The sequence below is a fragment of the Acidobacteriota bacterium genome (assembly GCA_018268895.1).
Classification (GTDB): Bacteria; Acidobacteriota; Terriglobia; order Terriglobales; family Acidobacteriaceae; genus Edaphobacter.
This window is the reverse complement of the sequence record JAFDVP010000009.1, coordinates 316,560-330,042: the sequence shown is the minus strand read 5'-3', so window position 1 is coordinate 330,042 and position 13,483 is coordinate 316,560. Positions and strand designations below refer to the sequence as shown.

General features: G+C 62.1%; 12 protein-coding genes. 3 read left to right on the top strand and 9 right to left on the bottom strand.

Features of this window, described 5'->3' with window-relative positions:
• Positions 1-942, bottom strand: coding sequence for a cysteine synthase family protein (locus JSS95_13235; protein ID MBS1800778.1), 942 nt, complete (start codon positions 940-942; stop codon positions 1-3).
• Positions 943-1,025: 83 nt separating this feature from the next.
• On the opposite strand from JSS95_13235, the gene JSS95_13230 reads away from it, so the two are divergent.
• On the top strand, positions 1,026-1,439 hold the full coding sequence (locus tag JSS95_13230; protein MBS1800777.1) for a hypothetical protein: 414 nt from the start codon (positions 1,026-1,028) through the stop codon (positions 1,437-1,439).
• Between the two features lie 58 nt (positions 1,440-1,497).
• On the opposite strand, the gene rsmI is transcribed toward JSS95_13230, so the two are convergent.
• Entirely contained in the window at positions 1,498-2,373 is an 876-nt protein-coding gene (gene rsmI, locus JSS95_13225) for a 16S rRNA (cytidine(1402)-2'-O)-methyltransferase (protein ID MBS1800776.1), read from the bottom strand.
• 6 nt (positions 2,374-2,379) lie between these two features.
• Complete coding sequence (locus tag JSS95_13220; GenBank protein MBS1800775.1) at positions 2,380-3,495, bottom strand: CBS domain-containing protein; 1,116 nt, start codon at positions 3,493-3,495, stop codon at positions 2,380-2,382.
• A 40-nt stretch (positions 3,496-3,535) separates the two neighbouring features.
• On the opposite strand from JSS95_13220, the gene rsmD reads away from it, so the two are divergent.
• Complete coding sequence (rsmD, locus tag JSS95_13215) at positions 3,536-4,108, top strand: 16S rRNA (guanine(966)-N(2))-methyltransferase RsmD (protein MBS1800774.1); 573 nt, start codon at positions 3,536-3,538, stop codon at positions 4,106-4,108.
• Between the two features lie 43 nt (positions 4,109-4,151).
• Here rsmD and JSS95_13210 read toward each other — a convergent pair whose 3' ends face one another.
• Both JSS95_13210 and JSS95_13205 read right to left on the bottom strand, forming a co-directional pair.
• Positions 4,152-5,462, bottom strand: coding sequence for a homoserine dehydrogenase (locus tag JSS95_13210; protein ID MBS1800773.1), 1,311 nt, complete (start codon positions 5,460-5,462; stop codon positions 4,152-4,154).
• A 17-nt stretch (positions 5,463-5,479) separates the two neighbouring features.
• Positions 5,480-5,953 (bottom strand): nucleoside deaminase, encoded by a 474-nt coding sequence (locus JSS95_13205; protein MBS1800772.1) that lies wholly within the window; start codon positions 5,951-5,953, stop codon positions 5,480-5,482.
• 231 nt (positions 5,954-6,184) lie between these two features.
• Here JSS95_13205 and JSS95_13200 point away from each other — a divergent pair, with 231 nt between their 5' ends.
• Positions 6,185-7,570, top strand: a complete 1,386-nt coding sequence (locus JSS95_13200; GenBank protein MBS1800771.1) for an NAD-dependent succinate-semialdehyde dehydrogenase — start codon at positions 6,185-6,187, stop codon at positions 7,568-7,570.
• Positions 7,571-7,706: 136 nt separating this feature from the next.
• Here the strand turns inward: JSS95_13200 and JSS95_13195 are convergent, their stop codons facing one another.
• The 4 genes from JSS95_13195 to JSS95_13180 all read right to left on the bottom strand — a co-directional run bounded on the left by JSS95_13195 (position 7,707) and on the right by JSS95_13180 (position 13,290).
• The gene (locus JSS95_13195) at positions 7,707-8,963 is read right to left on the bottom strand and encodes a penicillin-binding protein (GenBank protein ID MBS1800770.1); all 1,257 of its coding nucleotides are present in this window, start codon (positions 8,961-8,963) and stop codon (positions 7,707-7,709) included.
• A gap of 149 nt (positions 8,964-9,112) precedes the next feature.
• The gene (gene ftsZ / locus JSS95_13190; GenBank protein MBS1800769.1) at positions 9,113-10,579 is read right to left on the bottom strand and encodes a cell division protein FtsZ; all 1,467 of its coding nucleotides are present in this window, start codon (positions 10,577-10,579) and stop codon (positions 9,113-9,115) included.
• Between the two features lie 198 nt (positions 10,580-10,777).
• On the bottom strand, positions 10,778-12,010 hold the full coding sequence (gene ftsA / locus JSS95_13185; protein MBS1800768.1) for a cell division protein FtsA: 1,233 nt from the start codon (positions 12,008-12,010) through the stop codon (positions 10,778-10,780).
• Positions 12,007-13,290, bottom strand: coding sequence for an FtsQ-type POTRA domain-containing protein (locus JSS95_13180; protein ID MBS1800767.1), 1,284 nt, complete (start codon positions 13,288-13,290; stop codon positions 12,007-12,009). The genes ftsA and JSS95_13180 overlap by 4 nt, the downstream gene beginning before the upstream one ends.
• Positions 13,291-13,483: the final 193 nt, after the last annotated feature.

The following is a 13,483-nucleotide window of genomic DNA, read 5'->3' as shown; positions in this document are numbered from 1 at the left end:
TTAGTCCTGTTCCTGCCAGAAGTGTTCGCTCATGTATTTCTCGGACGAGTCGGGCAGTATGGTGACGATGACGGCCTCGCGTCCGGCGGCGGCCTCCTGCCTGGCGACCTCGACCGCAGCCGCAACAGCAGCAGCAGCGGAGACTCCGACGAGCAGGCCGTGGTTGCGACCGAGGTTGCGCGCCATGCGATAGGCGACCTCGGTATCCATGTCAATGTTCGCATCGGCCAGTGCGGGGTCGTAGATGCGCGGCACGATGGCCGTGGCCATATGCTTGAGGCCCTCGAGGCCGTTGAAGGCGGCGTCAGGCTGCATGGAGATGCAACGGATGGCGGGGTTCAGCTCCTTGAGGCGGCGCGTCGTGCCCATGAAGGTGCCGGAGGTGCCGAGGCCGGCGACGAAGTGCGTCACCTGGCCTTCGGTCTGCTCCCAGATCTCGTTGGCGGTGGTGCGGTAGTGGGCGCGCCAGTTCTCGTCGTTGGAGTACTGGTCGGCGTAGAAGTAACGGCCCGGTTCAGCGGCGACGAGCTCGCGCGCCTTGCGGATGGCTCCGTCGGAGCCATCCGCTGGGCTGGTCCAGACGATACTCGCGCCGTATGCCGCTAGATACTTCTTGCGCTCAGGTGAGACGTTGGAGGGCATGCAGAGCGTGACGGGAAAGTGCAGCGCGGCGCCGAGCATGGCGTAGGCGATGCCTGTATTGCCGCTGGTGGCGTCGAGCAGGCCCTTGGCGTCAGAACCTCCGATAAGTCCGCGTTTGAAAGCATCGGCGACGATGGCCGAGGCCGCGCGATCTTTTACCGAGCCGCCGGGGTTGGTCCACTCCGCTTTACCTAGAATCTGGATACCGGACAGGTCGTCCAGCACCTCAAGGCGCACCAGGGGTGTGTTGCCGATGCGTTCGAGAATGGTGGAGCCCAGCGGTTTGACGGTAGTCAGCATGTGTCCTGTTCAGTGAGCCCTGGCGGATTGAAGCGCCCGTGCGAATGTGCGACAGTTAACTTCGAGTCTAAATGATGGCACTTATGGCGAAAAAGACCCAGACGCGCAGCTTCAACGATGTTCTCTCCGTTCTTGGCAGTCAGAGATTTGATGTTGCACCGGCCCAGGATGGTGCAAAGCGGACCCCGAACGCCTTTCAGGTGAGGAAGTTCGGGTGCGCTGCGGAGATTGCCCCCGCCCCCGACGGCACGCCGGAGATCCTGGTGCGTCCGGGGGTGCTGCTGAACGGCGAAATTGCTCGTCTGCTCGACCGCGGCTACCAGAAGTTCTTCAAAACCAGCAAGCTGGAGATCCCGGCGACGGCCGACCACCTGCGTTCGCTGCATGAGTTCAGCGAGGAGCTGAAGAAGGCGATGGGGGCGACGAACCTTTACAACGAGTCACTGGGTACGACGAGCGATGTGTACCAGTACGACCGGGTGAAGGGGCGAGAGTAGGTTCCTGTGCCAGCCGAGAGGCTGGAGCTGAGAATGACGCCTTGGAGATGGTTCGGGACTAACGCTTGCGGTTCTGGTCGCGCTGGAGCTCGCGGTAGGCTTCGCTTTTGCCAATGCCTCGCTCGCGAGCCACTCGTTTGAGCGCGTCTTTTTCCGATAGAAATTCTGATTGCATAAGGGTCGATACTTCGGCGGCGATGCTTCGCGCGGGAGTTGCCGCTTCCCTTTGGACAGGTGAAAAAAGCAGCACGATCTCGCCGCGGACCGCTGCGCGGGAGAAAAGTTGCTTGCGCAGTTCTTGAACCGTGCCGCGCAGAAACTCTTCGTGGAGCTTGGTCAACTCGCGTGCGACGACGGCTGGCTGCGCGGGGCCGAAGATTGCCTCGATGTCGGCGAGGGTGTCGAGGATGCGATGCGGGGCCTCGTAAAAAATATGAGTGGCATGGTCGCGCGGCAGTTGTTCGAGCGCGGTCTTGCGCTGTCCTTCTTTTGAAGGAAGGAAGCCGTGGAAGGTAAAGACTTCCGTCGACAGGCCGCTTGCGACGAGTGCGTTGATGGCGGCGTTGGCTCCGGGGATGGAGAAGACGGCGATGCCTGCCGCGATGGCCGCGGTGGCGATCTCGTGGCCGGGGTCGGCGATGCCGGGTGTTCCTGCATCGGAGACGACGGCGATGCGCACACCCTGCTTCAACTGCGCTAGAAGCTCTTCTGCACGCGTGCCTTCGTTGTGCAGGTGGTAGCTGACCGTGGGCGTCGTGATTCCGAAGTGGTTGAGCAGCTTTTGAGTCTGGCGCGTGTCCTCGCAGGCGATGCGGTCGACTGAACGCAGGATGCGCAGCGCGCGCAGGGTGATGTCTTCGAGATTGCCGATCGGCGTGGCGACGAGATAGAGGCCGGGGGCAATGGGGCCATCGTGTTCGCCTGTGGAGGACATAAGAGGTCAGTCCTCGCGCTGCTGCTGGGTCAGGCGGCGGCGGGCGTTGAGCAGGCCCATGGAGTGGGCGAGGTTCTGCGGTGTGATGATGCCGACGATGCGGTCGCCGTCGAGTACGGGAACAAGCTGTGCGCCCTGTCCGGCCATGATGCGGCGCAGCGTGGTGACGAGCGAGTCGTCGGACTGCGCGGTCTGGAACGAGCGCGTCATGACGCCCTGAATGTAGCCATTGCCTTCGGCCTGGAGCGCTTCGACGATGTTCTGACGTGAGACGGCGCCGACGAGATTTCCTCCGCGCACCACAGGGAAGACATCCTGTAGCGTATGTACGGAACTTTGCAACGCCTCTTCGAGCGTGTCCGACGCCGAGAGCGTGCTGAAGTTCGTCAGCATCACGTCGCGCATCCTCACCGGATCGTTCTCGTTCGAGAGAAGCATCGTAGCATCGTCCATATGTGCGCCGATGAAGACGAAGCCGCCGAGCATGATGAGCCACATGTTGGGCAGAATGCATCCGGCGATGGCGAGCAGGATGCCGAGGATCTGGCCGAGACCGGCGGCGGCGCGTGTGCCTTTGAGAACGCCATGATTGCGCGCGAACTCGCCGCGGAAGATGCGGCCTCCGTCTAGCGGAGCGGCGGGAAGCAGGTTAATGGCAGCAAGCAGAAGGTTGATCCAAACCATGGCGCGAATCAGGTGCGCCGGAGTCATCCACGGCTTTTCAAGCAGGTTGATTTCGGGAGCGACCGTGACAATCACCGCGCCGAGTACAAAGCCGACGAGAAGGTTGGTCAGCGGGCCGACGATGCCCAGCCGCTTGCCGATCTCAGGCGTAGCGGCGCGGTCCGTCGCTTCAGGGGTGGCGTACTGTTGCAGGCCGCCGGTTGGCAACAGGAGAACGCTGCGCAGCTCCAGCCCAAACCATGCAGCGGCAACTGCGCGTGCGATCTCGCGTGCGACGACAGCGAAAAAAAGAATCAGCCACAAGCCGAAGCCCCTGCTGCCCGAGGCTCCTGAAACAGAAGAGTAGCTGATGGCAAGACCGAGCAGCAGAAGGAAGAACGTGTGAATGCGAATCTCCACACCAAGAAGCCTGCCGATCGAAAAGGACCACCCGCGCATGCTTATCATTGTATGCGCAGGGTGGGTGGAGGAACGGAAGATGCGAGTTGTTGCAGGGAGGTACAGGTCGCGATTGCTGTCGGCGCCGCGAGGCATAGAGACAAGGCCGACGAGCGACCGTCTGCGCGAGACGCTGTTTAACGTGATTGCGCCGCGCGTCGAGGGCGCAAAGTTTTTGGACCTCTACGCAGGCACCGGAGCGGTAGGCATCGAGGCACTCAGCCGTGGGGCCACGTTCGTGTGGTTTGCAGAGAACGCTCCGGCGGCCGCAAAAGCCATTCGCGAAAACCTTCGTGCGCTGAAGATCTCGTCCGGGTGCATGGTGGAAGAACGCAGTGCCATGGCGCTTCTTGAAAATCTGGCCAGGCGCGGAACAGTGACAGACCTCGTCTTTCTCGATCCTCCATACGATGCCGAGGCAGAATACGCGCGCACTCTGGAATTTCTTGGAGGTACGCGCGGGCAGGCAATTCTGGCCGAAGATGCCCGCGTAATCGCGGAGCATCGCAGCAAGATGGAGCTGGCGGAACGATACGGCGCGTTGGAACGTGTCCGCGTTCTCAAGCAGGGAGACGCGGCGCTCAGCTTTTACGCTTTGCGTACATCTGCATAGGCGACGATCGTCATCCTGAGTCCGGCACAAACAGCTGCGCAGCCTACTCCGCCGTGTCCTCAGCCACAAGCATCTGCAACGTCAGCGGCCTCTCCAGCATGCAGTCCAGCTTGCCGATGCTCTTCATCGCCCGCTCGATCGTCCCTGTCAGGCACGGTTCCGTCGTCACCACGAACGGCAACTTGTGCTTCGGGTACCCCGGCCGCTGCAGCAGCGAATCGATGTTCGCTCCCACCTTCGCCAGCGCACCCGCGATCGACGACACGATTCCCGGCTTATCGTCCACGACAAAGCGCAGGTAGTGCGGCGCAAGAAACTCGCCCGTCACCTGGCGCTTGCGCACCGGCAGCTCGACCGCCTTCGCTCCCTGCGACACCGCCAGCAGATCCGAGACTACCGCGACGGCTGTAGGCTCTCCGCCCGCGCCGTGGCCCGAGAACACCACGTCGCCGCCGAACCTTCCGCTCGTCACCACCATGTTCTGCGTCCCGTGCGACCACGCCATCGGCGAACTCAGCGGAACCAGCATCGGAGCCACCCGAGCATGCACCAGCGCCCCTTCCACCTGTGCGCGCGAAACCTGCCGGATCGTGCAGTTCAGCTCTTTCGCATAAACGAAGTCGATCGCTTCGACGTTCGAGATCGTCTGCGTCGCTACCTCATCCGGGTTCAGCTCGGCGTGAAGCGCGATCCGCGACAGGATGCAGAGCTTCGCGCGCGCATCGAATCCATCCACGTCCGCCGAGGGGTTCGCCTCCGCATACCCAAGTCCCTGCGCGTCCTTGAGCACCGTCGCATACTCCGCCCCCGCCTCCATGCGGCTCAGGATGTAGTTGCAGGTGCCGTTCACGATGCCGCTCAGACGCACCATCTTGTCGCCGCCCAGTCCCTGCCGTATGCCCGGAATCACCGGCACCCCGCCAGCCACCGCTGCACCGTAGACAAGCTGAACGCCGTTCTGGGCCGCCAGCTTCTGCAAGGCCACGCCGCGGTACGCGATCAACTGCTTGTTTGCCGTCACCACATGTTTGCCCGAGGCCATCGCCTTCTTCAGCCACCCCTCCACGGGATTCAGGCCGCCCATCAACTCAATCACCACATCGACGTTCGACTTCAACACATCGTCGACGTTCTCGGTCCACACCGCCGTCGACGGAACAAACTTCGCAGCGGGCGAAGACTTCTTCCGCTCGACGCCTCGGTTGTAGATATGCGTCAGCGCGATGCCGGGAAACTTCGATTCGGCCAGGACCTTCGCCACCGAGCTTCCCACGGTCCCGAACCCAAGCAGTGCAACCTTCACCACGCCATCCGCCTTCTTCGCCGCAACCTTCGTCAGCTTCTTTGTCGTCATCATCCTCGCCTGTCGTCTTAGTAACGTACTCGTGTCTCGTATTTGCGCCATGCCTCGAAGCTCTCGGTCGCACGCTCGGCAAGCAGCCTCTGCTCGGGAATCTTCCGCTTTCCAATGTGCTTTCTCAGCTCGTCATACAAAAACGCATCATCAAAGCCCGCGGCTGCCGCATCGGCCGCCGTGGCGCAGTAAAAGATCTTCTCCATGCGGGACCATGAGATTGCAGCCAGGCACATGGGGCAGGGCTCGCAGCTCGTATAGATCGTGCATCCGTTGAGGCTGAAATCCTTGATCGCCGCGCAGGCGTTGCGGATCGCCACTACCTCGGCGTGCGCCGTGGGATCGTTGGTTGCCGTCACCTGGTTCACGCCGGTGGCGATCACCGCGCCGTCGCGCACAATCACCGCGCCAAACGGGCCACCGCGACCGGAGGTGACATTCCCGGTCGCCAGTTCAATCGCCTGCTTCATGAACTCTGGATTGCCCTGCATTCGGCCCCGCATCGCCGCCGCGCGCCCGGAAACACCTCACGCGCACGGCACTCAAAAGGATATCCCCGATTATTTCACAGGCACTTCGCAGGAGATGTGCCTCTCTGCCGCCAATTGCGGGTGCCCATCTTCGCGGCGGTTTCATCATCGCGAAGGTGGGATCATCGCGCAAAGCGCAATCCGGTTTTCGGAAAGGACCGACCCATCTTTGCTAAGCTGGCTCACAGGCGTATGGCCATCGAATCCATCAATCCCGCCAACGGCAAGCTCCTTCGCAGCTTCGAGCCTCTTACCGAAGAGGCCTTCCTCGAAAAGATCGCGCTGGCCCACCAGGCCTTTCGTGAATACGCCGCGGTCCCGCTCGAGCACCGCGCCCTCTGCATGCGGAAGCTCGCCCACCTGCTCGATGAGGAGGTCAACGACCTCGCCCAGACCATCACGCTCGAGATGGGCAAGCCCATTCACGCCTCGCGGCAGGAGATCGCCAAGTGCGCCACCGCCTGCCGCTACTACGCCGAAAACGCAGCACGCATCCTCGCGCCCGAGGCCATCCCCACTGAGAACCAGAGCTACGTTCGCTGGGACCCGCTCGGCGTCGTCCTCGCCGTCATGCCCTGGAACTTTCCCTTCTGGCAGGTCTTCCGCTTCCTCGCCCCGGCGCTGATGGCGGGCAACGTGGGCCTCCTCAAGCACTCGTCGAATGTTCCCCAATGCGCGCTCGCGATCGAGTCGCTGGTTCGCCGCGCGGGCTTTCCCCGCGGAACCTTCCAGGCACTGCTGATCGAATCGCGCCAGGTCGAGCGCGTCCTCTCCGACCCACGCGTCGCCGCCGTCACCCTCACCGGCTCCGAGCCCGCCGGGCGTGCCATCGCGGCGCAGGCAGGCTGGCTCATCAAGAAATCCGTGCTCGAGCTCGGCGGCTCCGATCCCTTCATCGTCATGCCCTCGGCCGACCTCGCCACCGCAATCGAGACGGCCGTTCGCGCGCGCCTGGTCAACAGCGGTCAGTCCTGCATCGCCGCCAAGCGCTTCATCGTTCACGAGTCCATCTATGCGGAGTTTGAGTCCGGCTTCGTCGCCGGCATGGAGGCCATGAAGATCGGCGACCCCATGAAGGAGACCACCGACGTAGGCCCGCTCGCCACGGCAAAGATCGCCGAGGAGCTGGAAGCACAGGTCAAAGCGGCGACCACGTCGGGCGCTCGCGTGCTCACCGGCGGAGAACGTATGCTCGGCGACGGCAACTACTTCGAGCCCACCGTTCTGGTCAACGTCCCGCGCACCAGCGCCGTCTACAAGGAAGAACTCTTCGGCCCGGTCGCCATGCTCTTCAAAGTCGCTTCACTCGACGAGGCCATTGAGATCGCCAACGACACTCCCTTCGGGCTCGCCGCCTCTGTGTGGACGCGGGATCCCGCCGAGCAGCAGCGCCTCGTCGCCGAGTTGGAGTGCGGCGCCGTCTTTGTGAACGCGATGGTGGCCAGCGATCCGCGCCTGCCCTTCGGCGGCGTCAAACACTCCGGCTACGGCCGAGAACTCTCCGCCGCGGGGATGCGCGAGTTCCTCAACGCAAAAACAGTCCTGCTATCGTCACCGCGCTCTGCGGATGCACGATAGAATTTTTCCCTATTGCTGTGACGATAACTGATAGCCGCCGTCATTCTGAGCCGAAGGCGAAGAATCCCTGTAGTTCGCCGTGGACTGCACGAACCTTCACCCCAGCCATACTGCGCCTACATGGACCCACCTGTCTCTACTGCGCGCCGCCGCCCACCGCACCCAGCGCCTGCTCCGTACTCGGAGTGAAGTAGCTCTTGTCCCACAAGGCACGGTAGAACTGGCCGGTTAGCTCGGCGGCCTTTGGCCCGAAGGTCGGCCTGCCGCCCTCGAGGAAGATCACCGTCACAATCCGTCCCCGTGGCGTATCGGCGTACGAGCCGAACCAGCCGAAGCGCGTGCCGTTGTTCGAGCAGGTGCCCGTCTTGCCCATGACCGGAAACTGGTTGAAGTTGGCCCGCAGTGAACGCGCCGTGCCATACATCACCGCGCCCTGCATGCCGTCGAGTATCTCCGGGATCAGCGGCGCGATGTTCAACTGCCGCTTCACCTTCGGCTGAAAGCTCGCAATGTCGATCGCATTCTCCGGATGCTGGAGATAGTAGAGCGTGCCACCGTTGGCGATCGCCGAAACCAGCGCTCCAAGCTGTAGAGGAGTCATCGAAACGCCCTCGCCAAACGAACACATCCTTCCTACGCCGCCCAACTTAGCCGGAAGCTCTTCGTCGGGATAGATGCCCAGTTGTTCGCCTTCAATGTGATATCCCGCCAGCTCGCCGAGGCCGAATTCGTTGGCATAGTGCTTTACGCGTTCAAAGCCAAGCGAACGGCCCAGTGTCTCGAAGTAGGCATTATTGGAGTGCGCCAGTGCCTCCGTCATCGTCAGGCGATACCTGCCGCCGAGATTGACCTCGGTATCCTTCTTGACGATGCCCTCTTCCAGTGCCGCCAGCGCAACCGTCAGCTTGATCGTCGAGCAGGGCTCCGCGCCGCGCGACAGCGCCAGCTTCTGATTCACCATCGCCAGAATGCGGCCAGTCGATGGATCGATCGCCACAGCGGTTCCGTTCATATTGCCCAGCGCTTCGATCGCCGCAGCGCGAACCACCGGGTCTTCGCCATCGGTCACGTCACCCAGGGTCAGGTTGTCGGTAAACGAGCTGGCCGTGAAGCGTTCGTAATAACGGGTCCGACGCACGGCAAGCCTGGTCTTGGCACCGCGGCGCTTGCCGGCGACAACCTTCGTCGCAACCACATGACTGCCGGACTTGCGAGTGGCCTTTACTGTCTTCGTCGATCTCTTTGTTAGGCGTGCCTTACTGCTCGAAACAGTGTGGGCTGTACCCGATGAGTGATGTTTCGCGTTGCTCGACGGCTTCGCAGAAGCCTCAACCCCCGAACCCACTACCAGGCCCAGAAGGAATACGCCTAAGACCCTCAACAGTTTCGACACCTGGCGACCCCTCTTCTTCCTACATTAAAACTGAATGAGCAACTAAGTTGCCATCTCCTGTGAGGTTAACCCCAGGAGACTCTCATTCCACCCCAATCCCCTCACTGGGGAAATACATCTTTTGCCCCATACTCCGGGCAGATTCGACACTAGTGGCCACGCCGCAGAAACGCTGGAATATCAAGCTCATCCGGTTCGTTGGCATCCACAACGAGCGGCACTGCTGCTCCACCAAACGGCACCTTGGCCGCATCAACCGATACATCAGCTTGGACGCTCTCCCCGTGCTGGAGGTAAGCCGCTTCCTTCACCCCTGTTGCCACCCTAACTACCTCTTCAGAAACGATATATGGGGGTACTCCACGTTCCTGGGTACTGCGAAAGAACTCATCGTCAAAGACCGACGCGGGAACGGGCCGCAGCTCGGGTTCCGCAGTCTCAGGCTCTCGCCGTTCCGCATACGCCGGGGAGACCGATGGAACGGGAGTCGCTACTGCCTCGGGATCACTTGCAAACTTTGGCATCGATGCCGTCGAACGCGGGGTCGAAACGCGTGGCTCAATCACCGGCATCTCATAGCGCATCGTCGGCAGGGTCGACTCGGCCAGCATCCGCTCCCGGCGCGCCGGCATCTCCTGCTGCTTGAAACCTGTCGCAATGACGGTGATCTTCACGTCGTCTCCCATGGTCTCGTCCTGCACCGCGCCGAAGATGATGTTGGCATCTTCATGCGCCGCATTCTGAATGATCGTGGAAGCCTCATTGACCTCATTCAGCTTCAGGCTGCTCGAACCCGTAATGTTGATCAGGATGCCTCGCGCTCCATCGATCGCGCCCGACTCCAACAGTGGCGAGGCCATCGCCGCCATCGCGGCTTCAACCGCGCGGTTCTGCCCGGCACGCACCGCCGTGCCCATCACCGCATAGCCCATGCCAGCCATCGTCGTCTTCACATCGGCAAAGTCGCGGTTGATCACGCCGGGAATGGTGATGATGTCCGAAATGCCCTGGACGCCCTGCCGCAGCACATCGTCGGCGATGCGGAAGCTCTCGAAGAACCCGGCATCCTTGGCTACGGCCAGCAGCTTTTCGTTCGGGATCACAATCACGGTATCGACCGAGTCCAGCAGTTCCTGCAAGCCGCGTTCGGCCTGCATCATGCGGCGCTTGCCTTCAAATCCGAAGGGCCTCGTGACAACCGCCACCGTCAGCGCTCCCATCTCGCTGGCCAGCGAGGCGATCACCGGAGCAGCACCAGTGCCCGTGCCTCCGCCCAGGCCCGCGGTGACAAACACCATGTCCGCGCCTTCAAGGGCCTCGATAATCTTGTCCGAATCCTCGAGCGCCGCACGTCTGCCCACGTCGGGGTTTGCGCCCGCGCCAAGCCCGCTCGTCAGCTTCACTCCAAGCTGCAGCTTGACCGGAGCATTTGAAACCGTCAGTGCCTGCACGTCTGTATTGGCCGCGATAAACTCAACGCCTTCAACGCGGGCCGCAATCATCCGGTTTACAGCGTTGTTTCCCCCACCTCCCACGCCGATGACCTTGATCCGCGCTCCCCGCGGAACCTCGTCGTGATAGTGGATACGGATGTCGTCGTCAGGCAGATTCGGCATGAATGCAGTGCTCCTTAAGCCGCTTCAAGGCTGACTCAATTCTCACATCATCGCCGTCTGCATTTCATCCACGTTTTCCACCGCTACGTACCATCGCTGGTTCAACAGACTCTTTCCTGGTTGTCAGTCCGACCGGAGCGCAGCGAAGTGGAGGAATCTGCTGTTTGCCTGAAGCGCCGCAAAACTCCAGAACGAACGCTAAAAACTTCCCGCAAAGATCGCCTTCAGCTTCGCCCGCAGCCCCTGCTCCTCGCTCGCCTTGCGGACCTGCGTGCGATGCGTATACAGCAGCATTCCGATCGCTGCAGCATACTCCGGCCGCGCCAGTTCCTCCGGCATCCGCGATAGCGGCACCGGGTATCCTACACGAGCCGGAACGCGCAGCAGGCTCTCCGCGTTGTCGAGCAGCCCCGACATCAGCGCGCCGCCGCCGGTCACTACGCAGCCCGCGCCCAGCGCCTCAAGAACACCACCGGTGCGCAGGTTGTCGCGCAGCATTGTAAATAGCTCACGCGCACGCGGCTCAAGGATCTCTGCAAGGAACCTCTGCCGCACCATCCGCGCCGGCTGGCCTCCCGAGATCGCCAGGTCGCCGCCAACCTCGATCTCGTTCATCTGCGGAACGGCCGTCACCACGCAGTGTCCGTAGGTCTTCTTCAGGAACTCCGCCTCTTCGACCGTCACATGCAAACCAACGGCAAGGTCGTTCGTAAAGTGGTCGCCGCCGATCGGCAGGACCGCAGTATGCGCCACAGAGCCTTCGAAGAACACCGCCAGCTCCGTCGTGCTCGAGCCAATGTCGGCGATGCATACGCCAAGTTCGCGCTCATCGGCGCTCAGCACCGCCTCGGCCGCCGCGATGCCTTCATACACCGTATCCATCACCTCGAGACCCGCGCGGTTCGCGCACGTAATCACGCTCTGCGCCACGCCTCCCGAGCAGGTGGAGAGATGAAGATTCACCTCAAGCTTGTTGCCCACCATGCCGATCGGATCGTGAATCCCAGGTTGCTCGTCGAGGATGAACTCCTGCGGCAGCAGGTGCAGCACTTCGCGGTCGGGAGGCAGGGCCACGCTGCGCGCGCGATCCACTGCGGCACGCACCTCCTCGCGCGTGATCTCGCGCATTCGGCTTCCCATGCTGATGCCGCCGCGCGAGTTCATGCCGCGCACATGCGTTCCGCCGATGCCGACCACCGCGGTCTCAATGGTTGCCTTCGCTGTGCGCTCTGCCGTCAGTGCCGCGCGATTGATCGCCCCCACCGCAGGCGCCAGCTCTGCAATCAGCCCTTTGCGCATCCCCTTTGATGGCTCAACGCCATGCCCGCGATACCGCAGGACACCGTCGTGCAGTTCCGCAACCAGCACGCAGCTCTTCGTGCTTCCGGCATCAAGCACCGTAATCAGGTTTTCCGGCCTCTGACTCTTCATCGATGGACCACCTGCGGCGGATGAAACTTGAACTCTGTCCCCGAGCCCTGCTCCGCCGGCGTCAACCCTTTCGTCGATTCTTTCTTCGGATGAACCCAGAACGACTCTCCATTTCCGCTTGCCGGCCTCTGCTGCACTGTGGCAGCGCTCTTCGCCGGAATTGTTTTCGTTGCTGCCGTCTTCGTTGCAGACGATCGTGTTGCGGCCGCGCTCTTGGCTGCGGCCTTCGGCTTCGACTTTGCCGCCGGCTTCTTCACCGGCGCTGGATGCTGGATGGGAGCGGCCTGTGGCTTTACCGCTGGTTTTGCTATCTGCGCAGGTTCAACAGGCGGCAGGGTTCCAGTCACCGCCGGTGTTGCAGCAGGAGCGGTGCTTCCCTTCTGCATCTCCAGCACAACCTGCCGCTCGTACCGCATATCCACCGAACTCAGGCGCGGATACTGCGATCTCCACTCCGGCAGGTGCTCCTCAAACTTCCTGTACCTGCCCAGGAAGTTGTCTTCGCCAAAGTGGACCATCACATCGCCGCCTTTGTCTGCGACGATCGCCCGGACATCCTCCGGGTTCGACAGATCCACCTCGCTCAGGTTCTGCGAGAGCTTCTCGCCCGACGAGTCCAGGTCGTGTGTGAAACGGTCATACAGCTTCATCCTCGCCGCGCGCATCGAGATCGGATCGTTCGCCGCCAGGCCCGTCACGACCGGAAACGAGTAATGCGTGTTCGCCTGCACGTCGGTCGGCATATTCAGCAACACGCCATTGCCGTCCACGAGACCGATACGATTTCCCTGCCGCACGAAGGCCACCGGGGTGCGCTCGATGATCGATATCCGCAGCCGGTTCGGCAGCAACCGCATCACGGTAGCGTGCTCGACCCAGGGAAGCTGCTCCAGCTCCGCCTTGCGCTCCGCCAGAGGCACACGAAAGATATTGCGCTCGATGTCCTCGCCAAAGACCGTCAGTAACTGGGCCCGCGTGACACGTGAATTTCCCTCAACCTCAATCGACGAGGAGGATGGAATCACGAACCTGTCGTCGTGCAGAATTGCCGTCCTGGCCACCATGGCAGCCGCCATGCACAGTCCTGCGAGCACAAGGAGCGCAGCCAGAACTCCCATCTTTCCGCTTAACGATTTGGGCAGACCGCCCCGCAGGCGCAGCTTTACTCCGGCCTGACGCCGCCGCGATGGCGGAGGTTCGTCGAACTCATCCTCGTCAAATTCGGAAAAATCCCTGCGCATCGTCCTGTCCGGCGCAGCAGGCTTCTTGCGTGAGGCCATCGACTTCGGAGCAAACTCCGGCTGTGGCGCCTCAAGCACCGCTGTCTCGCGCCCCGCTGCTCTTCCGCTAGATCGCACCACTGCTCTTTCGCAAGCCTGAGCCGAGGCCGCGAGAATCGCCATCCTGACTATATCCCGCCGAAGACCCCAACCATCTCCTCAACTTACTGCTTGTACCCTTTCAGGAACTGAC

Coding starts and splice junctions, on each gene's coding strand:
- JSS95_13235 (MBS1800778.1), bottom strand. CDS start 942: ATGCTGACTACCGTCAAACCGCTGGGCTCCACCATTCTCGAACGCATC.
- JSS95_13230 (MBS1800777.1), top strand. CDS start 1,026: ATGGCGAAAAAGACCCAGACGCGCAGCTTCAACGATGTTCTCTCCGTT.
- rsmI (MBS1800776.1), bottom strand. CDS start 2,373: ATGTCCTCCACAGGCGAACACGATGGCCCCATTGCCCCCGGCCTCTAT.
- JSS95_13220 (MBS1800775.1), bottom strand. CDS start 3,495: ATGCGCGGGTGGTCCTTTTCGATCGGCAGGCTTCTTGGTGTGGAGATT.
- rsmD (MBS1800774.1), top strand. CDS start 3,536: ATGCGAGTTGTTGCAGGGAGGTACAGGTCGCGATTGCTGTCGGCGCCG.
- JSS95_13210 (MBS1800773.1), bottom strand. CDS start 5,462: ATGACGACAAAGAAGCTGACGAAGGTTGCGGCGAAGAAGGCGGATGGC.
- JSS95_13205 (MBS1800772.1), bottom strand. CDS start 5,953: ATGCAGGGCAATCCAGAGTTCATGAAGCAGGCGATTGAACTGGCGACC.
- JSS95_13200 (MBS1800771.1), top strand. CDS start 6,185: ATGGCCATCGAATCCATCAATCCCGCCAACGGCAAGCTCCTTCGCAGC.
- ftsZ (MBS1800769.1), bottom strand. CDS start 10,579: ATGCCGAATCTGCCTGACGACGACATCCGTATCCACTATCACGACGAG.
- ftsA (MBS1800768.1), bottom strand. CDS start 12,010: ATGAAGAGTCAGAGGCCGGAAAACCTGATTACGGTGCTTGATGCCGGA.
- JSS95_13180 (MBS1800767.1), bottom strand. CDS start 13,290: ATGGCCTCACGCAAGAAGCCTGCTGCGCCGGACAGGACGATGCGCAGG.